We start from the raw sequence: 23,555 nt of genomic DNA on the forward strand, positions 1-23,555 counted from the left end.
CGGCGGCGCAGCGCCGCGCGGGACGTTATTTCTTTCGCCTGTGATCGAGATCATGCCAAAACCCTCCCGGGTCGTGTGAAGAAGGCCAAGGGGCGGCGATTCGCCCCACCTTTATTGGACAACCAAGGGAAGGACGATCTGATGATCACGAACAAACTCGCCGGCCTGATTGCCGCATCCGCCACCGCGCTGGCGCTGTCGGGCGCCGCACTCGCCTCGGACGCGCCCGCCGCCGCCAAGAAGATCGGCGCGAACGACGAGGTCAAATGCTATGGCGTCAACGCCTGCAAGGGCACGTCGGACTGCAAGACCGAAGCCAGCTCGTGCAAGAGCGCGTCGGGCTGCAGCACTGCGGGCAACAGCTGCAAGGGCGCCAATGCCTGCAAGGGCAAGGGCTTCAAAAAGGTCGCGGCCAGCAAGTGCCTCGCCGACGGCGGCACGATCGGCGCCTGATTTCCGCTCGGCAGGTTCGGCGGTGCCGGGCCTGCCGAATGGGACAGGAAGGGACGCGCATGGACGATCGCAAGACCATCGCCTCGCCGGGCTTTGGCCTCGGCCTGCGCCCCGATCATTATCCCGAGTTTCTGGCCGGGCCGCAGCGGGTCGACTGGCTCGAGATCATTTCCGAAAACTACATGGTCCCCGGCGGCAAGCCGATGGCGATGCTCGACGCGATCCGCGCCGATTACCCGATGGTGATGCACGGCGTGTCGCTGTCGATCGGTTCGGACGAGCCGATCGACATGGGATATCTGGCCGAGCTGAAGGCGCTGGCGGCACGGGTCGAGCCCTTGTGGATTTCGGACCATCTGTGCTGGACCGGGATCAACGCGCACAACAGCCACGACCTGTTGCCCTTGCCCTATGACGCGCCCGCGCTGGCGTGCGTCGTCGACAATATCGCCCGGGTGCAGGACTATCTTGGCCGCCGCATCCTGATCGAAAATCCGTCCTCCTATGTGACCTTTCGCTCGTCGGACCGCAGCGAATGGGATTTTCTCGCCGACATGGCCGAGCGCGCCGACTGCCTGCTGCTGCTCGACGTCAACAATATCTATGTCAGCGCGCGCAACCATGGTTTCGATCCGCTCGACTATCTCGCCGGCCTGCCGGGGGAGCGCATCCAGCAGATCCACCTCGCGGGGCACAGCGATATGGGCGACTATGTCATCGACACGCATGACGCTGCCGTCTGCGATGCGGTGTGGGACCTGTATGGCCGCGCGGTGGCAATGTTCGGTCCGGTGGCGACGATGATCGAGCGCGACGATGATATCCCGCCGCTGTCCGAGGTGATCGCCGAACTCGATCGCGCCCGGGCGCTCACGGCGCAGGTGCTGGAGCCGGCGCATGGCTGAGGCGCTGCGCGATGTGCAGGCGCGTTTCCTCGCCGGCGTGATCGGCGGCGATGCGGGGGCCGAGGCGCTGATCGTCGATGACAACCGCGTCGGCGCGGCGCGGCGGCTCGATATCTATCGCAACAATTACCGCGCCAGCCTGCGCGAGGTGCTCGCCGACCATTTCGAGCGCGTCCACGCCTGGCTCGGCGACGACCAGTTCGACAATCTGGCGGCCGCCTATGTCGCCGCTTTTCCGTCGTCGACGCGCAATTTGCGCTATTATGGCGACGAATTTCCGGCGTTTCTGGCGCGGCATTATCCCGAGGATGGCGAGCTGGCGGAACTCGCCGATCTCGACTGGGCGCTGCGCGGCGCGTTCGACGCCGCCGATGCGGAACCGCTCGACGCGGCGCGGGTCGGCGCGCTCGGTGACGACTGGATCGAGCGGCGCCTGACCCTGCACCCGTCGGCGAAGCTGCTCGTCCAACGCCATAACAGCCGCGCGATCTGGAGCGCGCTCGACGCGGGCGAAACGCCGCCCGATGCAGCGCCGCTGGCGGTCCCCGTCACTTTGCTGGTGTGGCGCCTCGGCACGCAGTCGCAATTCCGCACCCTGTTGGAGGAAGAGGCGGGGGCGCTGGCTTTGCTCGGCGCGGGCGCCAGTTTCACCGCGCTCAGCGTCGATGCGATTGGCCGGCTGGGTGAGGCGGGGGCGATGGAGGCGTTGGCCGCATGGCTGGGGCGCTGGCTTGCCGACGGCGTGGTCATTCTCGCCGATCAGGCCTGAACGGCGGTCACCTGACGCAGGACGCTGCGATAGTTCGGCGCGATCGTCATCTCGCCGTGCCGTCCCGCGCGACCGAGCGCGGCATGGACCGCGGGCAGGCGATAGCAGGGCACCCCCATGAACAGATGATGTTCGGCGTGATAATTCACCCAATAGGGCGCGACGGTGGCGCGGGCGAACCAGCCGGCGCGGGTGGTGCGCGCATGAGTGAAGGGATCGTCGCTGCCGGTGGTCGTGCACGCATGTTCGGCGATGTTGCGGATGCGCAGGTAAAGCTGGAACGTCGTCGCCAGCCCCGTGAGCCACAGCAGATACGGCGTCCAGCCATAGAGCGCGAGCGATGCGCCGAGCAGCACCGCCTGAACGAGCAGGAAGCGCCCGACCGCGCGCGTCACCGCCATCGCCCCCGCAACATCGACAGTCGGTGACGTCATGCCGTCGTCCGACTGTTTGTTGAAGGGTGTACCCGCCTTGGTGCTTACGCCCTTCTTCTCGGGCTTTTCGCCGCGCAGCATCGCCTTGAGGCCGATCATGGCAAAGCCGAATTGTGCGACGCGCTGCTTGAAAAACGTCTGTCCGGTCAGGTCGCGCAGCACCTTGCGCCAAAGGCTCGCGCGCGTGGTGGGGAAGGGTTTCGACAGCGCGAGGTCGGGATCTTCGGGCTGCTGGGTGAATTTGTGATGCTGGAGATGATAGGTGCGATAGGCGATCAGGTCCGAGCCGACCGCCGCGCCGGTCAGCCAATCGCCGAGGAAATTGTTGATTTTCCTGTTCGGATGCAGCGCGCCATGCGCCGCATCGTGCATCAATATGGCAAAGCCGAGTTGGCGCCCGCCGACGAGGATGATCGCCGCAAGCCATGCCAGCGGGTTGTTGAGCCAGGCCGCGACGCCGACCACCGCGATGCTGATGATCCAGCCATGCGCGACGAGCCAGACGCCGCGCCAGGCCGACGCGCGGGTGATCGCGGCCCATTCGGCGCGGTCGAAAAAACGGTCGGGCGGCAGGAGGCGAACGGCAGGCATGGCGCCTCTATAACCCGTTGCGAAGCAAAACCCAAATCCTCCCATTATGGAGCAAATCCGGGCCTTTGCGGGGGATGTGCATAAGGTTTTGGAAACCCCTTTCTGGCACAGCTTCGGGCGAGGACCGACTAGCAGGAACAGCGGGATTGGGGTTGAAGCGGGCCATCGTGCGGCCGGAGAACAGCGGGGCGTCTTCCGACGAATCGCTGTTCGAATCGCCGGAATTTGTGACGCGCCTGACGCGCGTCGCACAGCTGTGGCATTATGTGCTCGTCAGCCGCGTTCTCGTCTATTTCGCCTGCGCCTTTTTCCCCGGTCTGCCCGGCTTTTTCGACCGGCCGTCGCAATGGCTGTGCCTCGGTCTCGGCATATTGTGCGACCTTGTGCTGACCGTGATCGGCCAGCTGTCGCGCACCCGGCGACAGGTGCCGCCGCGATATATCGCACTTTGGTGCACTGTCTCCATGCTGCTGATCGCGCTCGGCACTCTGGCGACGAGCATTGCGATGTTCGTCTCCTCGCCGTCGATCGACGTCGCGCGCTACCTCGACGCCTTTGCCGCGATCCGCATCGGCACCATCCTCGTCGCTGCGGCGGCGGTGGCGATCGCGCGTCCGGCTTTCTTCGCCTTTGCCGGCGCCACCGCGCTCGGCGGCGCGATCGGCAAGGGGTCGATGCCCTTCGCCTTTGCCGCGATGATCTTTCTCTTCCTGCTGATCGTCATGGTCCGCGAGGATGTGCGCCACCAGCGCCGTACCGAGCGGGCCAATCGCAAGACGATCAGCGACCAGCAGCGCGCGCTCAACTTGGTGCGCGATTTCGAGCGCGCGGGGCGCGGCTGGTTCTGGGAAACCGACCGTCATGGACAGCTGGTCTATATTTCGCCGACCGTGGCTGCGAAACTCGGCCGGTCGGTGAGCCAGCTGCTCGGCCGGCCGTTCACCGACATCATCCAGAAGCGCGTCGGCAACGACGAAAGCGAGGAACGCACCCTGGGTTTCAGCCTGTCCTCGCGCACCCCCTTCAAGGAATTGACGGTGCAGGCGGCGGTGCATGGCGAGGAGCGCTGGTGGTCGATCTCGGGCCATCCGATCAGCAATGAGCTCGGTAATTTTCAGGGCTTTCGCGGCAGCGGCACCGACCTTACTGAAAAGAAGAAGTCCGAGCGCGAGATCAACCAGCTCGCGCGCTACGACGTGCTCACCGGGCTCGCCAACCGCCTCCATATCACCGACCTGCTCGAACGCGCGCTCAAGACCCATATCGGCCAGCCGCAGCCCTGCGCGATGATGCTGATGGACCTCGACCGGTTCAAGGCGGTGAACGACACGCTCGGCCACCCGGTCGGCGACCAGTTGCTGCAACAGGTCGCGGCGCGGCTGACCCAGATCATCGGCGACCGCGGGCAGGTCGGGCGTCTTGGCGGCGATGAATTCCAGATCGTGCTGCCGCAGATCACCCATGCCGACAAGCTGGCCAATATCGCCAATGCGATCATCCTCAGCATCGCCAAGCCCTTTGCGATCGAGGGCGAACAGGTGCGCGTCGGCTCGTCGATCGGGATCGCGGTGTCCGCCGGGGCAGGGGTGTCGGCGTCGGCGCTGGTGCGCAACGCCGACCTGGCGCTCTACGCCGCCAAGGATGCCGGACGCGGCGTCTATCGCTTCTACGCCGATGCGATGCACAACCAGGCGAGCGAAAGGAAGGCGATCGAGGATGCGCTGCGCGATGCGCTGGCGAAGGACGAGCTAAAGCTCGTCTATCAGCCGATCGTCGATGTCGCGAGCGAACGCATTTCGGGATTCGAGGCGCTGATCCGGTGGCAGCGCGGCAGCGGCGATGCGATCAGCCCGGCGAAATTCATTCCGATCGCTGAGGAATCAAACCTGATCATCCCGATCGGCGAATGGATCATCCGATCGGCCTGCGCCGCGATCGCCGAGCTGGGTCCGGGGTATCGCGTCGCGGTGAATGTGTCGCCGCGCCAGTTCGGCAACGACAAATTGCCGGCGACGATTATGAGCGCTGTGTCGGCGGCGGGCATCCGCCCCGAACAGCTCGAACTCGAAATCACCGAAGGCGTGTTCCTCGATGAAAGCCCCGAAAATCTGGAGATGTTCCAGCGGTTGAAGCGCACCGGGGTGCGCCTGGCGCTCGACGATTTCGGCACCGGCTATTCGGCGCTCGGCTATCTGAAGAAAGCGCCGTTCGACAAGATCAAGATCGACCAGAGCTTCGTGCGCGGCGCCGCCGACCGGAGCAGCATGAACGCCGCGATCATCTCATCGATCGTCGGGCTCGCCGCCGCGCTGAAGATGGAGACGACCGCCGAGGGGGTCGAGACGCACGACGATCTCGACCTGATCCGCGGGCTCGGCTGCAGCCATGTCCAGGGCTATATCTATGGCAAGCCGATGACCCTGGCGCAGGCGCTCGCGCTGCTTCGCGCGGGCGACGGCCGCGTGGTGGCCGAGGGCTACAAGAGCGCGCGCGAACCGCGCAGCCGGACCTTCCGCCAGATACAGGTCGCCAGCGGCAGCCACCGTTATGAGGCGATCATCCGCAACGTCTCGACGCGCGGCGCGCTGATCGAGGGGCTGTGGAACGTGCCGCAAGGGACGCAATTCCGGCTCGAGTTCGGCCCCGACCTGATCCTCGACGCCGAAGCGCGATGGTCGGAGGCGAACCGCGTCGGGGTGCAGTTCGCGCAGGCGGTCGAGATATCGGCGCTGATCGGCGGCGCAGGCACCGCGCCGGCCCCCCGGTCGCGGATCGAACGCGCGGCCTGATCGGCCTAATCGGCGATCCGCCCGCGCACCATGACCCAGTCGACCTTTTCCAGCGTTCGCACGTCGCTCAGCGGATCGCCCGCAACCGCGATCATGTCCGCCGACATGCCTGGCGCGATGCGGCCGATTTCATTCTCCATCGACAGCGCCCTCGCGGCGACGGTGGTGGCGGCGGCGACCGCCTCGCGCGGGGTCAGGCCGTTCGCGACCAGCAGCGCGAACTCGCCGGCGTTGCGGCCATGGTCGAACACCCCGGCGTCGGTGCCGAAGGCGACCGGCACGCCGAGCGCCTTGGCGCGGGTCACCGCCTGGCCGACGCTGCCCATCGTCATGCGCACCTTGGCCTCGACCGTCGGGGTATAGATGCCCTTGCCCAGCCGCTCCTTGATCCCCTCGAACGCCATCAGCGTCGGGACGAGGTAGGTGCCCTTGGCCTTCATCACCTTCAGCGCGGCGTCGTCGGCGAAGGTGCCATGGTCGATCGTGTCGATCCCGGCGGCGGCGGCATCCTCGATCCCGCGCGCGCCATGGGCATGAGCCATGACCTTCAGCCCCAGCGAATGCGCGGTGGTCGCGATGCTGTCGAGCTCGGCGCGGCTGAAATGGCCCTCCAGCCCGCGTCCCTGCTGCGACAGGACGCCGCCGGTCGCGGTGATCTTGATGATGTCGGCGCCCGCGCGTGACGCCTTGCGGACCTTTTCGGCGCATTCGACCGCGCCGGTGCAGGTGTAGCCCTGGTCGAGCACGCCATGGACATCCTCGCGAAAGCCGGTGACGTCGCCATGGCCGCCGACGATCGATAGCGCCGGACCGGCGGCGATGATGCGCGGGCCGGTGATGAAGCCGGCGGCGGTGCCGCGGCGCAGCGAGAAGGCGGTATATTGCGCCGATCCCGCCTCGCGCACCGTGGTGAAGCCGGCGCGCAGCGTGATGCCGGCGTTCTTGACCCCGACGACGACGCCCCATTCGTCGGGATCGACCGCTTCGCTGCGATAATCGCCGCCCGGATCGCCGGTCAGATGGACGTGCAGGTCGATGAGGCCGGGGAGCAGGGTCTTGTCGCCCAGATCGACGATCTCGGCGTCGGCGGGGGCCGGGGTGCGGCCCGACGTGATCGAGGTGATGCGGTCGTCGGTGACGGTGACGGTCGACGCGCCGAGCGCCGGCTTGTCGGGGTCGGTGATGACATGCCCTGCATAGATGACGGTGGTTTTGGCCTGGGCTGTCGTGGCGAGCAGCGTGAACGTCAGGGCCGCGGCCCATCCCAATTTGCGCATGATATTCCCCTGTCTGATAGCGCCATGGTGGCGTGCCGGGCGGGGGAGGGCAAGCGGATAAAATGAGCAGCCGGCGAACCGGCCGCGCCCCAAAAAGAAGGTGCGGCCAAGCCGGCCACGCAAAAAGAGGGGCCGGGCAAGCCGGCCCCTCAGTTTGTCATCCGGTAACCGAAAGGAATATTACCAGAAGAAATCGTAGATCACGTCGACCACTTCGCCGCTGTAGGTGTCGACGAGCAGCGCATCGTCATAATAGCGCACCCAGCGATAACCCCCGTCGGCGGGCGGCAGACGATAATACCAGGGATCGTTGATCCAATAGCGCTGGCCATAATAGAGCGAGCCGAGCGTGAAGCCGATGCTGAACCGCGTGTAGTTGCGGCCGCGATAGGGATTATAATAGCGCGGCAGGCGGTAATGATTGCCGTAGCGCTGGCGATAGTCGCGCCAATTGTAGCGGTTGTCGTTGCGCCAGCCGCGATTCCAATTGCTGTCCCGACGCCCGTCGCGATAGCGCCGGTCGGCATAGCCGTCGCGGTTGCGGTCGTAACGGCGATCGACGCGATTGTTGTCGTTGCGATCCCAGCGGCGATCGAGGTCGCCGTTGCGATTGCGGTCGTAACGCCGGTCGACCTGGCCATTGCGGTTGCGATCCCATTGGCGATCGACCTGACCGTTGCGATTGCGATCCCACTGACGATCGACCCGGCCGTCATTGTTGCGGTCATAGGTGCCGCGGTTGCGGTCCTGACGCTGGCGCTGATCCTGGCCCTGCCACTGCTGGCGCGGAGCCTGTTGGCGCTGAACCTGCGGACGTTGGCCCTGCTGGCGCTGGACCTGGCCGCCGCGATCGCGGTTGCCCGACCAGTCGCGGCGCTGCGGCTGCTGGCCTTGCGGGCGCTGGTCTTGCTGGCGCTGCACCTGCTGGCGCTCGCCCTGCTGGCGTTGCATCTGCGGACGCGGCGCCTGTTGGCGCTGGCCACGGTCGCCACGGTCGCCACCGCCGCGATTATAACCCTGGCCGCGATTGCCGCCATTGCCACGGTTGCCATCGCCGCGCTGCGCGATCTGCTGGCCGTCGCGCGCCTGTGCAAACACCGGCGCGATCGGGGTGAGCATCGTCGCCGCGATCAGCAAGCCTCCGATTAGTCTCTTCATCGTCTGTCTCCGAACACGGGTCCCATGGACGGCGGACGGCCGACCGGGAAGATGAACCGATATTTACGGTCGGCAAGATGAGTCATGGCTGAACCATGGTGTTGCCTGCGGTTCAGCTAGATGAACGCCGCGAAAGGGTTCAGCGTTCCGGCGGCGCGCGCATCGCCGGGACGGCGCCGGCGGCGTCCTGCGGGCGAATGCCCGGCGGCGGCGCGGCGGCGATGCGCTCTTCGCCGCGCAGCACGCGGCCCGCACGCTTGATCGCCCTGCGAATGCGCGGATAGGTGCCGCAGCGGCAGATGTTGGTCATCGCTGCGTCGATCTCGGCATCGCTGGGGTTGCTGTTGGTGCGCAGCAAGGCGGCGGCCGCCATGATCATGCCCGACTGGCAGAAACCGCATTGCGGCACTTGCTCCGCCACCCATGCCTGCTGCACCGGATGGCTGCGGTCGCGGGTCAGGCCCTCGATCGTCGTGACGAAGCGGCCCTCGCACTCCGCAATCGTGACCAGGCAGCTGCGGATCGCTTCGCCGTCGATGTCGACGGTGCAGGCGCCGCATTCGCCGGTGCCGCAGCCATATTTGGTGCCGGTCAGGTTCGACGCGTCGCGCAGCGCCCACAGCAGGGGCGTTTCGGGATCCATGCGATATTCGACCGGGCGGTCGTTGACCGAAAAGCGCGTCATGCCGCCCCTGTTAGCCGAATGGCGGGATTAGTCACGCCAGCTTGTGTCGATCTTGTCGACCTTGCGCACCATCGCGTCGAATTCGGCCTTGCCCGACTGGCCGGGGATCGCCGCCATATAGAGGTCGCGCTGGTGGACCTTGATCACCTCTTCGTCGACCAGGATCGGCTTGCCCATGCTCATCGTCGCGAGCTGGATCTCGCACGCGCGCTGCAGCGCCCAATATTTGATGAAGGCGTCGGACAGCGACTTGCCCATCACCACCGGGCCGTGATTACGCAGCATCAGGATGCGCTTGTTGCCGAGATGCTCGACGAGCCGCTCGCCTTCTTCTTCGCGCACCGTGACGCCCTCGAAATCGTGATAGGCGAGCTGGCCCATGAAGTTGCAGGCATAGAAGTTCGTCGGCTGCAGCCCGCCCTCGAGCCCGCACACCGCCATCGTCGCGGTGGTGTGGGTGTGGATGATCGCATGGGCGTCGGGCAGGACGCGGTGGAACAGGCTGTGCTGGACAAAGCCCGCCTTGTTGACGTGCCAGGGATTATCCTCGTCCAGCTTGTTGCCGTCGATGTCGATCTTGATCAGGCTAGACGCGGTGACCTCGCTGAAATGCATGCCGTAGGGGTTGATCAGAAAGGCGCCTTCCTGGTCCTCCAGCTTCACCGTGATGTGGTTGAAGATCATCTCGTCCCAGCCCATCATCGCGAAGATGCGGTAGCAGGCGGCCAGTTCCTGCCGCGCCGTCCATTCGGCTTCGCTATATTTGCTGTTGCGCTTCAGCTGGGTCGCCATTCGCCTGATCCTCTCGCGGTCGGTTTCGTTGTGCCACCTATGCCACAGCCGCAGGGGGTCAGACAATCCCGCCGCCGATTGAGGCAGAATGGTTACCAAAAGCGTTAAAGCGTTGACGAACGGGAGGTTAACGGTCAGGTTCCGAATCAGGGTCGAACTGCGGGGCTTTCATTTGTCCGATAGAGACAATGTAGTCCGCTGGCGTGCGTGTGCGCGGTCGACCCCGGCTGTCCCCTCATGCTGGTTTGCAGTTGCATTTTCGCGGTGCAGCCATTCCGCTGCCCGCGCCAATGGGGAGTGAGGAACGATGCGTACCATGATCAAACTGTCGGCGTCCGTGATGGCGCTGGCGGCCTATTCGGCCTTCTCGGCCGCGCCGGCGCAAGCGGCGGAATGTATTCTCGACACGAACAACGATGGCGTGGCGGATGCCGCCGACACCGACGGGGGAGCGGTTTCGAGCAATGATACGCAGGTCGCTTGCGGCGTGAACGCTCGTGTTCAGGGCAACCGTGCGACGGCGGTCGGTGGCAACACCCAGGCGGGCGGTAGCAATTCGACCGCGCTTGGTGGCGGTGCAGTCGCCGGTAATGCCCGCGACACAGCGCTCGGCGGACAAGCCATTGCGCGCGGCAGCAATTCGGTGGCGGTCGGCACCAACGCCCAGACCACCGGCACGCGTGGCACGTCGGTTGGCGCCGATTCGGTCGCGAGCTCGCGTGGTACCGCAGTCGGCTATGACTCGACGGCTTCGGGCATTTCGAGCGTCGCGATCGGCGACAGCGCCAGCGCTACCGACGAAGACGCGGTGGCCATCGGCGATGCGGCACAGGCGACCGGTTTCCATTCGAGCGCCGTTGGCGGCGAGGCCGTGGCCTCGGGCCGCGGGGCGCAGGCGTTCGGCTGGCAGTCGGCGGCGACCGGCAACTTCAGCGTCGCGACGGGGCGTCAGGCGCAGGCCACCGGCCTGAACTCGACCGCCGTCGGCGACAATGCCCAGGCGACGGGCGACAACGACACCGCGACCGGCCGTGCCGCCGTGGCGTCGGGCACCTTCAGCGTCGCGACGGGCGCGAGCGCGCAGGCGACCGGCCTTGCCTCGACCGCCAATGGTTCGTTCGCGACGGCATCGGGCGCCTTCTCGAGCGCGGTCGGTGAACTGGCCAACGCCTCGGGTCCGCTGTCGAGCGCGCTCGGTTCGAATTCCAACGCGTCGGGCGACAGCTCGACCGCAGTCGGTGTACTCGCCAACGCCAGCGGTGCGCTGTCGAGCGCAATCGGCTCGAGCGCAAACGCGTCGGGTGACAGCTCGACCGCAGTCGGCGTGCAGGCCAATGCGACCGGCCTGACCTCGACGGCGGTCGGCATCGGCGCCCAGGCGACCGACGAAGACGCCACCGCCTTTGGTCAGGGCGCCAATGCCTCGGGCTTCCATTCGACGTCGGTCGGCGCCGAATCGGTCGCCTCGGGTCGCGGCGCGCAGGCCTTCGGCTGGCAGGCATCGGCTGCGGGCAATCTCAGCACCGCGCTGGGCCATCAAGCCAGCGCGGCGGGTATCCAGTCCACGGCGGTCGGCAAGAGCGCCAGTGCAACGGGTGACAATGCGACGGCGGTCGGCAACTTCGCGACGGCTGCGGTCGACGGCACGGCGGTCGGGACGAGTGCGACGGCGGCTGCCGGCGGCGTCGCGATCGGCCGGATCGCCAATGCGGCGGATCAGGCCGTCGCCATCGGCGAAGGCTCGTCGGCGACCGGGAACCGCGCGATCGCGACGGGCATCGGCGCGACCGCAGGCGCGCAGAGCGTGGCCTATGGTAGCGAATCGGCGGCCACCGGTACGACGTCGACCGCGATCGGCCAGAGCGCCAGCGCGACCGACGAAGACGCGGTCGCGGTCGGTCAGCTCGCCAATGCCTCGGGCTTCCATTCGACCGCCGTTGGCGCCGAATCGGTCGCCTCGGGTCGCGGCGCGCAGGCGTTCGGCTGGCAGGCCGTCGCTTCGGGCAACCTGAGCCTCGCCTCGGGTCACCAGGCGAATGCAGCGGGCGTCCAGGCGACTGCGGTCGGCAAGAACGCCAATGCGGCGTTCGACAATTCGACCGCCGTCGGTTTCGGCGCCACCACCACCCGCGCCAACCAGGTCAAGCTGGGCGGCACGGGCAGCAGCGTGACGGTCGGCGATCTCGCCGCCAGCACCGCCGCACAGACGGGGACGATCAGCGTCGCCACCGTCGATGCGTCGGGCACGCTGGGGGCAGGGCCGACGGTTGCCAGCCTGGCCACCGCCTCGGCGCTGGCAGCGACCAACGCCAATGTCACGGCGCTGCAATCGCTCACCGCGCAGCACACCAGCCAGATCGGCACCCTGTTCGCGCAGTCGGACGAGAACCGCCGCCAGGCGCGCCTCGCCAACGAGGGCGTCGCGCTGGCGCTGTCGATGGAAACGCCGTCGCTGCCGGCCGACGCCAAGTTCGGCCTGTCGGGTGGCATCGGCTATTATAACGACCGGACCGCAGGCTCGGTCGCGCTGACCGCGCGGATCAGCGAGAAGGCCACCTTCTCGGCCGGTGTCGGTGCGGGCTTCGACTCGGGTGAGATCGGCGCACGCGGCGGCTTCCAGGTCGTCTGGTAAGCCAGGAATGAAAACGGGCGATGCGTCTTGCCAAAGGCGCATCGCCCTTTCATGTTGGGTGATATGAAAAACACGGCTTTCCTGAAACGCGGCGCGAAAGCGGCCGCTTTTTCTTTGTCCGCCACGCTGTTGGCGATCGTCCTGCCGGCGCAGGCGCAAACCGGCACCGCGGCGCCGCCGCCGGTCGCCGCGATGCCGGTGCCGGGCGACCTCGAGCTCGCCAAGCTGATCTGGTCGACGATCACTGCGATCGACCATGCCAACCAGTCGGGCAATTATTCGGTGCTGCGCGACATCAGTTCGCCGGCGTTCCAGATCGCCAACGATCCGTCGCGGTTGGGGCAGATCTTCGCCTCGCTGCGCGACAATCGCGTCGACCTGTCGAACAGCCTGCTGCTCGCGCCGGTCTATAACGGCGCGCCGCAGGTGGGGGCGGGCAATATCCTGCGCGTGCGCGGCAGTTTCGGGCTGCGCCCGACCGCCGTCGCCTTCGATTTCGAATTCCAGTGGTATAATGGCAAATGGCGCCTGTTCGGGGTCGCGATTTCGCCGATGCCGCTGGCGACGCAGCAGCCCGGCGCCGGACCCGAAGTGCCCGACGCACGGCGACGCGGCGGACAATAGGCGCTTTTGCTGCCCCTGCCGCCGCGCAGGGGCTTGCATTTGGCCGCGAATCTGGCTAGTGGCGCTCCCAACGGAACGTCGCGGGTTCGCGGCGCTTCTTTTATTGCCCATATATCGGCGATTTATGGCGGGCTGGATATCCGGTTGCCGTTAATTGCCCGACGAACCGGAGACGACACGGCACATGCAGATCATCGTTCGCGACAATAATGTCGACCAGGCCCTTCGCGCGCTCAAGAAGAAGCTGCAGCGTGAGGGCGTGTATCGCGAAATGAAGCTGCGCCGTCATTACGAAAAGCCCAGCGAAAAGCGCGCGCGCGAACATGCCGCCGCCGTCCGCCGCGCCCGCAAGATGGAGCGCAAGCGCATGGAGCGCGACGGGATCAAGTAAGACCCCGTCTGTCCCGATCGGGATCCGGAATTGAAGAGGGCGCTGCGGCAACGCGGCGCCTTTTTCGTTGTGCGCGGCGCATGCAATTGTCGCTGGACCGCTCCGCGCCGCTCCGCCTATAGGCTTGCGCGATGTTTTTGCTCCGCCGAAATCTTGCGCGGGGGCAGGGGAAGGATCAGAAAATGAGCGTGACGACGGTTCCATTGCGTCCGGTGAGCAAGGGCGGCCTGTGGCTGATGTGGTTCGGCGTTGCGGCGCTGATCGCGGCGGCGATCGCCTTTGCGGTGATGTCGACCCCGCGGATCGGCTTTGAAGTCGTCAAGGAAGGTACCGGCAACAGCCCGACGATGTCCGACGTCGTCCTCGTCAAATATGAAGGCAAGCTCGACGACGGCAAGGTTTTCGACGCCAATGAACAGGCGCCCTTCCAGGTCGCGCAGACCGCCCCCGGCTTTGCCGAGGCGCTGACCCGCATGAAAAAGGGCGGCAAGTACAAGGTCACCATTCCGCCCGCGCTCGGTTATGGCGACAAGGACAATGGCCCGATCCCGGGTGGCAGCACGCTGCACTTCGAGGTCGAACTGCTCGAGTTCAAGACCGAGGCCGAGGTTCGCGCGATGCAGCAGCAGATGCAGATGATGCAGCAACAGCAGCAGATGATGCAGCAGCAGGGCGGTCCGCCGCCGGGCGCGCCGCAGCCCTGATCGGGCGACCTATCGGCTTTCAAAGCGGCGGCGGGTTGATCCTGCCGCCGTTTTTGTTGGTGTTTTGGGATGGGGAACTGACGCCTGTTTCATCGTCATCCCGGGCTTGACCCGGGACCCGCCTTCCTTCTTTCGCCGTCGGACCAAAGACAAGGCAGGCCCCGGGTCAAGCCCGGGGTGACGGGAAATGGAACGTCGGCATTCGTCCCAAAACCCTTCAATCCGCCTGCCTAAGCCGCCGTCCACCCGCCATCGACGCTCAAATTCGCCCCCGTGATATTCTCCGCCTCGTCGCGCGTCAGGAACGCCGCGAGCGCCGCGACCTGCTCGACGGTCACGAATTTCTTCGTCGGCTGCCCCGCGAGCAGCACGTCGTTGATCACCTGTTCGCGCGTCATCTTGCGCGCCTTCATCGTGTCGGGAATCTGGTTCTCGACCAGCGGCGTCCACACATAGCCGGGGCTGATGCAATTCACCGTGATCCCCGCCTCGGCAACCTCGAGCGCGACGGTCTTGGTCAGCCCGGCAAGCCCGTGCTTCGCGGTGACATAGGCCGATTTGAACGGCGAGGCGACGAGCGAGTGCGCCGACGCGGTGCCGATGATCCGCCCCCAGCCCTTCTTCCGCATCCCCGGCACCGCATGGCGGATCGTGTGGAAGGACGCGGTCAGGTTGAGCGCGATGATCATGTCCCATTTCTCGGGCGGGAAGGTCTCGATCGGCGAGACGAACTGCATGCCGGCATTGTTGACCAGGATATCGACCCCGCCCAGATCCTTGTCGGCGCGCGCGAACATCGCTTCGATTTCGTCGGCCTTGGTCAGGTCGGCGCCGTCATACACCGCCTTGCCGCCGTTCAGCACCGCGAGCGCGGCGCGTTCGGCTTCGATCGCGTCGGGCTCGCCAAAGCCGTTGACGATGATGTTGGCGCCCGCTGCCGCGAACGCCTTGGCGATGCCGAGCCCGATGCCCGAGGTCGAGCCGGTGACGAGGGCGGTTTTGCCTTGGAGGTGCATAAATTGCCTTTCTCTTCTTGGGGGGGAGATATGTCTATTTTTCGGTGGCTTGCTTCGGTTTCAGCCCGTCCGCCTGCACCGCGAAGCTCTCCGATCGCCCCTCGGCGATACTTTCCGCGAGCAGATGCCCGTCCTTCATCGCCGCTTCGACCGCCGCGCGCCCCTGCGCCCAATTGGCCTCGACGGCGGTCCGCGAAAACTCGAAATCGCGCGCACCGGTCTGCCATTTCAAGGGGTTATGCACCAGCTGCACGACGTTGAGCGCCTTGCAATCGACCATCTTGCGCACCGCCCGAACCTCCGGCAGCTCGCTCACATTTGGCGGCAACTTCGCCAACATCCGGTCGATTAACCGATGCTCCTTCCGCCGCCGCACCAGCCCGTCCGAAATCCGCCGCGTCCGGCTCGAATAGCGAATATCCTTCTCGCGCGACCAGGCCTCCTCCATGTCGTGCGGCCGCTCACCGCGCGCCGGGAACAAATCGACCTGGAACACCAGCATATCCTCATGCGCCGCCTCGACGACATGCTCGAGCGGGGTGTTCGACACCAGGCCCCCATCCCAATACCAGGTCCCGTCGATCTCGATCGGCGGCAGTCCCGGCGGCAGCGCGCCCGACGCCAGGATATGCCGCGCGTCGATCCGCTCGCTCTTGGTATCGAAGTATCGGAAATTCCCTGTCTCGACCGCCACCGCGCCGACCGACAGCCGCACCTTGCCGGTGTTCAGCCGGTCCCAGTCGACCAGCCGGTCGAGCGTCGCGACCAAGGGCGCGCTATCATAGAAGCTCACCGCCCCCGGCGTCTGCCGCTCGGCAAGCGCCGGCGGCGGCCAGCGCGGGGTAAAAAAGCCGGGCACCCCGAACGCCATCACCTGCCCCGCCGCCGCGAGATGGTTCCACTCGCGCGTCCAGTCGTTGTCGGCGGTCGGCACCGATGGCAGCGCCGACGACACGCCGTCCCAGAACGCCCGCAATTTGCCTACCGCCTCGTCGCGCTTGTTGCCGGCGACGATCGCCGCATTGACCGCGCCGATCGAAATTCCCGCGACCCAGTCGAGCTCGATCCCCAGCTCGATCAGCGCCTCATACACCCCCGCCTGATAGGCGCCGAGCGCGCCGCCGCCCTGCAACACGAGCACCACGAGGTCGGGCAAAGGCAAGGCGGCTTTGGCGGCGCGGCGCGGCATGGACTCGGGGCAATCCTTTGGTCGGGGGTGGCGGCGATTGGTGCACCGCAACACGGATCATTGCAAGCCAAAGCCCGTCGGACGCCGCGAAGGCCCTTCCAATTGCGGCGGGCTGCTGCCACAACCGAACCAGACCAAATGACCGCTGGAGTACCCTTGTTATGCGTCTCGACGATTATGATCCCGGTGACGATATCCGCGATCTCGGACGCGGGGGCGGAGGTTTCGGCGGCGGCGGCGGGGGTGGCATGGGCGGACTGCTCATCGGCCTGTTGCCGATGCTGCTCGGGCGCAAGATGGGCTGCGGCACGCTGCTCCTGCTTGGCGCGCTCGCTTTTCTGTTCTTCGGCGGCGGGATGAACATGCTGTCGGGCGGCGGCGGCACCGTCGACCCGCAAGCCGACAGCCGCGGCGGCGCCAATGTCGCCTGCGACACCCAGGCCGAAAAATTCGCGTGCAACGTCTTCGGCTCGACGCATCAGGTGTGGGGCGATTTGATCAGCAACTACCAGCGCCCGACGCTCAACTTCTTCACCGACCAGAATCGTTCGGGCTGCGGTGCGGCGCAGGCCGCGATGGGGCCCTTCTATTGCCCCGCCGATCAGGGCGTCTATCTCGACACCGCCTTTTTCAACGAACTGGCCCAGCGTTTCGGCGCGGCGGGCGATGCCGCGCAGGCCTATGTCGTCGCGCACGAAGTCGGCCATCATATCCAGACGATCACCGGCACCTCCGAAAAGGTCCGCGCCGCGCAGCAGCGCGCGTCGCAGGCCGAGGGCAATGCCTATCAGGTCAAAATGGAGTTGCAGGCCGATTGCTACGCCGGGGTCTGGGCGAACCGTGCGAGCAACAGCGCAGGCCAGCCGGTGATGGAGGCGGGCGACCTGGAAGAGGCGATGACCGCCGCCAATGCGATCGGCGACGACACGCTGATGCGCTCGGCGGGCCAGCGTCCGGTTCCCGAAAGCTTCACCCACGGGACGAGCGAACAACGCATGACCTGGCTGCGCCGCGGCCTGCAGACCGGGGACCCGCGCCAGTGCGATACGTTCAGCGGCGCCATCTGACCGCCGCTCTTGCGGCAAGCTTGCTAGCGGCATCGCCGGTCTCGGCGGCCACGCTCTATGTCGAGGCGGGGCGGTTGATCGATGGGGTCACCGACGAGGTTCGTACCGGTCATTGCATCACCATCGTCGATGAGCGGATCAAGGAGGTCGCGCTCTGCGGCAAGGCGCCCGATGGTGCGACGTTGATCGACTGGTCGGGCTACACCGTCCTCCCCGGCCTGATCGACCTTCACACCCATCTCGCCGACCTTGGCCAGAGCGCCGATCTTGCCGCGCCGATGAAGGCGTCGCCGGCCGAAACCGCACTGGTCGGCGCGCGCAACGCCCGCGTCACGCTCGATGCGGGTTTCACCAGCGTCCGCGACGTCGGCACCTATCGCGGCCTCACCGATGTCGCGTTGCGCAATGCGATCGAGCGCGGCGACGTGCCCGGCCCGCGCATGTGGGTCGCCGGCGCTTACCTCACCATCCCCGGCGGCGGCGGTGAATTGAACGGCGTCGTCCCGAACGACCAACTGCCCCCGGACATGCGGCTCGGCGTCGCCGCGACGCCCGAGGAAGCGGCGGAAAAGACGGCGTGGCTGCTCGACCATGGCGCCGACTTCATCAAGACGATCGCAACCGGCGCGGTGCTCGCGATCGGCACCGAACCCGGCGCGCCCGAGCTGACCATCGAGCAACTCCGCGCGATCGTGCAGGTCGCGCACGCACGCGGCAAGCGCGTCACCGCGCACGCGCACGGTGCGATCGGCATCCGGAATGCGATCGAGGCCGGGATCGACAGCATCGAACATGCCAGCCTCGCCGACGAAGCGACGCTCCGGCTTGCCAAGAAACATGGCACCTGGCTCGCGATGGATATCTACAACGGCGACTACATCAACGACATCGGCACCAAGGAAGGCTGGCCCGCTGAATATCTGCGCAAGAACCGCGAAACCACCGACGCCCAGCGTTCGGCGTTCAAGCGCGCGGTCGAGCTGCAGGTCAATATCGGCTTCGCGACCGACGCCGGGGTCTATCCGCATGGCCTCAACGCACGACAATTCGCCTATATGGTGCGATACGGCATGACCCCGATGCAGGCGATCCAGTCCGCCACCGGCCGCGCCGCCGAAGAAATGGGCCGCACCGACGTCGGCGTGATCGTCGCCGATCGCTATGCCGACATGGTCGCGGTCAAGGCCGACCCGCTCGCCGACATCCGCGCGCTCGAAAAGATCGACCATGTGATGAAGGGCGGGGTTCTGGTGCGATGATCCGCGCGCTGCTCGTCGTGGGCCTGTTGACGAGCGCGGCGCCCGCGCTGGCGCAGGACGACGGGCAATGGGTCTGTTCGGCGAGCGCCAAGGGCAGCAAAAATTCGCATGTCGACGTCGGCGTGCATATCGACGCCGACGGCGAGGTGCTGACCCGCTATGTCAGCTGGGCGCCACCAATGCTCGAAGAGAGCAAGTCCCAATATCCCGACCTCGGCACGCCCGGGCTGACAGTCTATTATGACGATGCCGAGGCCGACGGCATCGGCGAACTGACCAACGCGGTCGGCGACCTATCGAGCGTCGGCGGCCCTGACCAGGCGTTCCGCTGGGTGACGCTTCATATCCTGCTTGATGGCGGCGACAACTGGACCGCCGACCTCGAACGTTTCGGACCGGAGTATCAGATCGGTGCGAACCGCTATCGTTACGCCTCGGCGGACCTCACCAGCACCGACTGGGACGGTGACCCCTATGACCGTCTCGAAACAGGGGCCGCCGTGACGCTGTCGCTGCGCGACTCGATGGGCCGCCCCGTAGCGCAGGCGCGCTACGACCTGGCCGCGAAAGCCGAGCGCGACCGGCTGTTCCGCGTCGCCTGGCGCAAGGCCGAAAAAATGAGGAAAAATCCCAAGCGATGCGACAAGGCGGGCGGGGAAGAGACCGAAACCGTCCCCTGAGCGGCGCTGCCCGGCTTTTCAGATCCTGCCCATGCGCGACGCCGCATGAACTTCGGCGCGATCGAGCAGCAGCGCCAGATCCTCGCGGCTGATATCGAAGGTCTCGCCCAGATCGTCGAGCGCAGCGTCGATGTCGTCGATCAGCAGCCCCGAAACGGGCACCCGCGGCAGCGCCTTGCCTTCGACAGGCCGGGCGCGGTGGGGATAGCTGTGGCCCGAGAAGCGGTGAAACAGCCAGCCGATTGCGACGAGGAAAGCGGAGTTGATCAGCACCAGCGCCAGAAAGCTCAGCGCATGACCGGAGGCGAGCGAGTGCCCGCCAAGGACGGCGCTCAGCGCTGCGGCGCCTCCCGGCGGATGCAGGCACCGCAACAGCGACATCATCAATATCGCGCTCGAAACCGCGACCGCCGCCGCCGCCACGGGTTCATGGACGAATTGCATCACGAGAATTCCCGTGATCGCCGATACCACATTTCCGCCCGCGATCGACCAGGGCTGGGCGAGCGGGCTGGCGGGAACGGCGAACAACAGCACCGCCGACGCCCCGACCGGAGCGACGATCCACGGCAAGGACGCGGGAAAGATAAGGGTGCAGGTCAGGCCGACGAACGCGATCCCCAGCAACGCGCCAAGGCTCGCGAGCAGCCGATCGCGCAAGCTGGCGCCGGCAAGCAAGGGCACGAACAGGCCGCTGGACAAAAATTGGGATCGTGGCACGGGGACTCTCCGTTTCGGATCGGCCCGATGCTGGGTTCGGCGCCATGGCGCCAGACAGCATTTGTTTGCCGTCGCTAAGCCGGCTTTGCACCGCTTCGGCCTTGAACGCGCCCGCCGCATCGCTAAAGCCGTTGCATGCGTAACTTCATCCTGCCCAGCGCGATCGCGCTCGCCGCCGCTCTCTCCGCCCCCGCCCTCGCGCGGCCGATGACCGAGGTCGACCTCGCGACGCTCAAACGCGTCGCCGCGCCGACCGCGTCACCCGACGGACGATGGGTGGTCTATCAGATGACCGAGACCGCGCCCGAGACGTACAAGCGCTCGACCGGCCTGTGGCTCGTCGATCGCAACGCCAAGAATGCCGCGCCGGTCCGGGTCGCCGATACCGCGGGCAAGAATGAAACTGACCCGGCGTTCCACAAGGACGGTATGCTGTTCTTCCTCTCCAACGCCTCGGGCAAAAGCCAGATCTGGCGCATCGACCTCCAGTCGATGAACACGCCGGCCGTGCAGGTGACCGATACCAAGGCGGACGTTTCGGGCTTCAAGATTTCGCCTGACGGCACCAAGCTGCTCGCCTGGGGCGACATCGCCAGGGAATGCACGACCTTCGGCTGCGACGCCAAGGACAAGGGCGCACTGCCCGGACCCGGCACCGGCCGCTTGTACAAGGACGGCGTCGGCTTCGTCCGCCACTGGGACGAATGGGAAACCCCCGGCACCTACAGCCGCCCCTTCGTCTTCAACCTCGAAGGCGGCAAGGCAACCACCGAGCGCGCGGTCGACGCCGGCCTGACCGGCGACAGCCCGTCCAAACCCTTCGGCGGCGGCGAGGAACTGGCGTGGGGCACCGACAGCCGCACCGTCTATTTCACGCTGCGCAAGGCCGACCGGAATGAGCCGATGTCGACCAACCTCGATATCTACAGCTGGCTCGTCGACAGCCGGATGATGCCGCAGAATTTGACCGAGGCGAATGCGGCCACCGACACCCTGCCCACCCCCTCGCCCGACGGCAAATGGCTCGCCTATGCGGCCATGGCGCGCCCGACCTATGAGGCCGACCGCCAGGTGCTGATGCTCCGCGATCTGTCGACCGGCGAGACGCGCAAGCTGACCGACGCGTGGGACCGCTCGATCGCCTCGATCGCCTGGGCGCCCGACGGCAAGTCGCTCTACGTCACCGCACAGGATGTGCTCGACCATCCGCTGTTCAAGGTCGATGTGAAGAGCGGCAAGGTCGCGAAGCTGAAGGCCACCACCGACCAGTGGGAAGGCAATATCGGCGACGTCACCCCGCTGCCCGGCGGCGCCCTGCTCTACAGCCGCAACAGTATCGCCGACCCGACCGAGCTGTTCGTCCGCGACGCCAAGGGCAAGGTCACCCGGCTGACTGAGGTCAACAAGGCGCAAATGGCCGAGATCGACCCCGTCGACGTCAAGCGGCTCCAATTCGCGGGCGCCAATGGCGACACCGTCTGGGGCCAGATCGTTAAGCCGGCGAAGGCCGAGGGCAAGCTGCCCGTCGCCTTCCTGATCCACGGCGGCCCGCAGTCGAGCTTTGGCAATAGCTGGTCGACGCGCTGGAACCCGCGCCTCTTCTCGGCGCCGGGCTATGCGGCGGTGACGATCGATTTCCACGGCTCGACCGGTTACGGTCAGGCCTTCACCGACAGCATCAACAAGGACTGGGGCGGCAAGCCGCTCGAAGACCTGAAACTCGGTCTCGCTGCGGCGGGCAAGCAGGATGCGGCGCTCGACACCGCCAACGCCTGCGCGCTCGGCGGTTCCTACGGCGGATACATGACCAACTGGATCGCCGGCCAATGGCCCGACGGGTTCAAATGCCTCGTCCAGCACGACGGCGTCTTCGACGCGCGCGCCATGGCTTATGAGACCGAGGAACTATGGTTCGACGAATGGGAGCATGGCGGCACCTATTACGATGTTCCGCAGGAATATGAAAAATGGAACCCGGTGAACCATGTCGCGAAGTGGAAGACCCCGATGCTGGTGATCACCAGCGAAAAGGATTTCCGCATTCCCTATACACAGGGCATCGCCAGCTTCACCGCGCTCCAGCGCCGCGGCATCCCGTCGCAATTGCTGGTTTTCCCCGACGAGAATCATTGGGTGCTGAAGGGGCAGAACAGCGTGCAATGGTATGGCACGGTGTTCGACTGGATGAAGACCTACTTCAAGAAATAGCGCCGATTTCCTCTATCTCGTCACCCCGGACTTGATCCGGGGTCCCGCTCCCGCGCCGTCGGCCACTAAAGCGGGATGCCGGATCAAGTCCGGCATGACGAGAATGGGATGGTTCCCCCTTGCCGCGCCGCACCATGGCTGGCAAAGCGCGGCGCATTATGCCGATGGAAAAAACATTCGATCCCGCCGCAATCGAGGCGAAATGGGCCCATGAATGGGAAAGCCGCGGGCTATTTCGCCCCGCGCGCCCAGACGCGACACCCTATACGATCGTCAACCCGCCGCCGAACGTCACCGGCGCGCTCCATATCGGCCATGCGCTCGACAACACGCTGCAGGACGTCCTCGTCCGCTACGAGCGGCTGCGCGGCAAGGACGCGCTGTGGGTCGTCGGCATGGACCATGCCGGCATCGCGACGCAGATGGTCGTCGAGCGCCAGCTCGAAGCGCGGCAGGACAAGCGCACCAACTACAGCCGTGAGGATTTCGTCGACAAGGTCTGGCAGTGGAAGGCCGAAAGCGGCGGCCAGATCACCGGCCAGCTCCGCCGCCTCGGCTGTTCGATGGACTGGTCGCGCGAGCAGTTCACGATGGACCCGCATTTCACCGCTGCGGTGGTCAAGGTGTTCGTCGACCTTCACAAAAAGGGGCTGATCTACCGCGACAAGCGGCTGGTGAATTGGGATCCGAAGCTCAAGACCGCGATTTCGGACCTCGAAGTCGAGACGCACGAGATTCAGGGCTTCTTCTGGCACTTCAAATATCCGCTCGCCGACGGCGTGACCCTCGACGACGGCCGCGATTATATCGAGGTCGCGACGACGCGCCCCGAAACGATGCTCGCCGACATGGCGGTCGCCGTGCACCCCGACGATGCGCGCTACCAGAGCGTGATCGGGAAGGATATCCTGCAGCCGATCACCGGCCGCCGCTTCAAGGTCGTTGCCGACGAACATGCCGATCCTGAACTGGGCAGCGGCGCGGTGAAAATCACGCCGGGACATGATTTCAACGACTTCGACGTCGGCAAGCGCGCGGGGTTCAAGCCCGGCGAGATGCTCAACATGCTCGATGGCGATGCAAACGTCATCCAGACGAGCGACGGGCTGATCCCGGCGGAATATCTGGGGCTCCACCGCTTCAAGCGCGACGGCATCGACGGCGCGCGCGAACTGGTCGTCCAGCGGATGAAGGAACAGGGCTTCCTGATCC

21 protein-coding genes are annotated in these 23,555 nt (G+C 66.1%); 13 read left to right on the plus strand and 8 right to left on the minus strand.

Annotated elements, in window-relative coordinates; translation table 11 throughout:
* Nucleotides 1-141 precede the first annotated feature (141 nt).
* The 3 genes from ACREB7_RS14835 to ACREB7_RS14845 are packed head-to-tail and all read left to right on the plus strand — an operon-like array spanning nt 142 to nt 2,127.
* Nucleotides 142-453 carry a hypothetical protein gene (locus ACREB7_RS14835; RefSeq protein ID WP_431593049.1) on the plus strand — a complete coding sequence of 104 codons (312 nt, stop codon included), beginning with the start codon at nt 142-144 and terminating at the stop codon, nt 451-453.
* A 59-nt stretch (nt 454-512) separates the two neighbouring features.
* On the plus strand, nt 513-1,358 hold the full coding sequence (gene bufB, locus ACREB7_RS14840; RefSeq protein WP_431593050.1) for an MNIO family bufferin maturase: 846 nt from the start codon (nt 513-515) through the stop codon (nt 1,356-1,358).
* Entirely contained in the window at nt 1,351-2,127 is a 777-nt protein-coding gene (locus ACREB7_RS14845; protein WP_431593051.1) for an HvfC/BufC family peptide modification chaperone, read from the plus strand. Before bufB ends, ACREB7_RS14845 begins: the two co-directional genes overlap by 8 nt.
* On the opposite strand, the gene ACREB7_RS14850 is transcribed toward ACREB7_RS14845, so the two are convergent.
* A complete protein-coding gene (locus tag ACREB7_RS14850) occupies nt 2,118-3,152 on the minus strand; it encodes a fatty acid desaturase family protein (RefSeq protein WP_431593052.1) in 1,035 nt (344 codons plus the stop codon). The genes ACREB7_RS14845 and ACREB7_RS14850 overlap by 10 nt on opposite strands.
* Nucleotides 3,153-3,304: 152 nt before the next feature.
* On the opposite strand from ACREB7_RS14850, the gene ACREB7_RS14855 reads away from it, so the two are divergent.
* Entirely contained in the window at nt 3,305-5,941 is a 2,637-nt protein-coding gene (locus ACREB7_RS14855) for an EAL domain-containing protein (RefSeq protein WP_431593053.1), read from the plus strand.
* 5 nt (nt 5,942-5,946) lie between these two features.
* Here the strand turns inward: ACREB7_RS14855 and ACREB7_RS14860 are convergent, their stop codons facing one another.
* The 4 genes from ACREB7_RS14860 to ACREB7_RS14875 form a co-directional block, all read right to left on the minus strand.
* Nucleotides 5,947-7,218 carry an amidohydrolase family protein gene (locus ACREB7_RS14860; RefSeq protein ID WP_431593054.1) on the minus strand — a complete coding sequence of 424 codons (1,272 nt, stop codon included), beginning with the start codon at nt 7,216-7,218 and terminating at the stop codon, nt 5,947-5,949.
* Between the two features lie 180 nt (nt 7,219-7,398).
* Nucleotides 7,399-8,376 carry an RcnB family protein gene (locus ACREB7_RS14865; RefSeq protein WP_431593055.1) on the minus strand — a complete coding sequence of 326 codons (978 nt, stop codon included), beginning with the start codon at nt 8,374-8,376 and terminating at the stop codon, nt 7,399-7,401.
* A 139-nt stretch (nt 8,377-8,515) separates the two neighbouring features.
* Nucleotides 8,516-9,061: a (2Fe-2S)-binding protein gene (locus tag ACREB7_RS14870; RefSeq protein WP_431593056.1), complete on the minus strand. Its 546-nt coding sequence runs from the start codon at nt 9,059-9,061 to the stop codon at nt 8,516-8,518.
* A 27-nt stretch (nt 9,062-9,088) separates the two neighbouring features.
* Nucleotides 9,089-9,853 (minus strand): class II aldolase/adducin family protein, encoded by a 765-nt coding sequence (locus tag ACREB7_RS14875; RefSeq protein ID WP_054729410.1) that lies wholly within the window; start codon nt 9,851-9,853, stop codon nt 9,089-9,091.
* Between the two features lie 307 nt (nt 9,854-10,160).
* Here ACREB7_RS14875 and ACREB7_RS14880 point away from each other — a divergent pair, with 307 nt between their 5' ends.
* From ACREB7_RS14880 to ACREB7_RS14895, 4 genes are all read left to right on the plus strand, one after another.
* Nucleotides 10,161-12,485: a YadA-like family protein gene (locus tag ACREB7_RS14880; protein WP_431593057.1), complete on the plus strand. Its 2,325-nt coding sequence runs from the start codon at nt 10,161-10,163 to the stop codon at nt 12,483-12,485.
* A 63-nt stretch (nt 12,486-12,548) separates the two neighbouring features.
* Nucleotides 12,549-13,109, plus strand: coding sequence for a hypothetical protein (locus ACREB7_RS14885; protein ID WP_431593058.1), 561 nt, complete (start codon nt 12,549-12,551; stop codon nt 13,107-13,109).
* 184 nt (nt 13,110-13,293) lie between these two features.
* Nucleotides 13,294-13,500 carry a 30S ribosomal protein S21 gene (gene rpsU, locus ACREB7_RS14890; RefSeq protein ID WP_037510267.1) on the plus strand — a complete coding sequence of 69 codons (207 nt, stop codon included), beginning with the start codon at nt 13,294-13,296 and terminating at the stop codon, nt 13,498-13,500.
* Nucleotides 13,501-13,682: 182 nt separating this feature from the next.
* Nucleotides 13,683-14,204, plus strand: a complete 522-nt coding sequence (locus ACREB7_RS14895) for an FKBP-type peptidyl-prolyl cis-trans isomerase (RefSeq protein ID WP_431593059.1) — start codon at nt 13,683-13,685, stop codon at nt 14,202-14,204.
* A gap of 230 nt (nt 14,205-14,434) precedes the next feature.
* On the opposite strand, the gene ACREB7_RS14900 is transcribed toward ACREB7_RS14895, so the two are convergent.
* Both ACREB7_RS14900 and ACREB7_RS14905 read right to left on the minus strand, forming a co-directional pair.
* On the minus strand, nt 14,435-15,220 hold the full coding sequence (locus ACREB7_RS14900; RefSeq protein ID WP_431593060.1) for a 3-hydroxybutyrate dehydrogenase: 786 nt from the start codon (nt 15,218-15,220) through the stop codon (nt 14,435-14,437).
* Between the two features lie 34 nt (nt 15,221-15,254).
* Nucleotides 15,255-16,409 carry a patatin-like phospholipase family protein gene (locus tag ACREB7_RS14905; RefSeq protein WP_431593061.1) on the minus strand — a complete coding sequence of 385 codons (1,155 nt, stop codon included), beginning with the start codon at nt 16,407-16,409 and terminating at the stop codon, nt 15,255-15,257.
* Nucleotides 16,410-16,570: 161 nt separating this feature from the next.
* Here ACREB7_RS14905 and ypfJ point away from each other — a divergent pair, with 161 nt between their 5' ends.
* The 3 genes from ypfJ to ACREB7_RS14920 are packed head-to-tail and all read left to right on the plus strand — an operon-like array spanning nt 16,571 to nt 19,415.
* Nucleotides 16,571-17,476 (plus strand): KPN_02809 family neutral zinc metallopeptidase, encoded by a 906-nt coding sequence (gene ypfJ, locus ACREB7_RS14910; protein ID WP_431593062.1) that lies wholly within the window; start codon nt 16,571-16,573, stop codon nt 17,474-17,476.
* A complete protein-coding gene (locus tag ACREB7_RS14915) occupies nt 17,449-18,735 on the plus strand; it encodes an amidohydrolase family protein (protein ID WP_431593063.1) in 1,287 nt (428 codons plus the stop codon). The genes ypfJ and ACREB7_RS14915 overlap by 28 nt, the downstream gene beginning before the upstream one ends.
* Nucleotides 18,732-19,415 (plus strand): hypothetical protein, encoded by a 684-nt coding sequence (locus tag ACREB7_RS14920; protein ID WP_431593064.1) that lies wholly within the window; start codon nt 18,732-18,734, stop codon nt 19,413-19,415. Before ACREB7_RS14915 ends, ACREB7_RS14920 begins: the two co-directional genes overlap by 4 nt.
* A gap of 18 nt (nt 19,416-19,433) precedes the next feature.
* Here the strand turns inward: ACREB7_RS14920 and ACREB7_RS14925 are convergent, their stop codons facing one another.
* Nucleotides 19,434-20,117, minus strand: coding sequence for an HPP family protein (locus ACREB7_RS14925; protein WP_431593065.1), 684 nt, complete (start codon nt 20,115-20,117; stop codon nt 19,434-19,436).
* Nucleotides 20,118-20,270: 153 nt separating this feature from the next.
* On the opposite strand from ACREB7_RS14925, the gene ACREB7_RS14930 reads away from it, so the two are divergent.
* Complete coding sequence (locus ACREB7_RS14930; protein WP_431593066.1) at nt 20,271-22,343, plus strand: prolyl oligopeptidase family serine peptidase; 2,073 nt, start codon at nt 20,271-20,273, stop codon at nt 22,341-22,343.
* Nucleotides 22,344-22,501: 158 nt separating this feature from the next.
* Nucleotides 22,502-23,555: class I tRNA ligase family protein (locus ACREB7_RS14935; protein ID WP_431593067.1), on the plus strand; the 1,054-nt coding region annotated here is incomplete at its 3' end.

The organism is Sphingopyxis sp., from assembly GCF_050725615.1.
Taxonomy (GTDB): domain Bacteria; phylum Pseudomonadota; class Alphaproteobacteria; order Sphingomonadales; family Sphingomonadaceae; genus Sphingopyxis.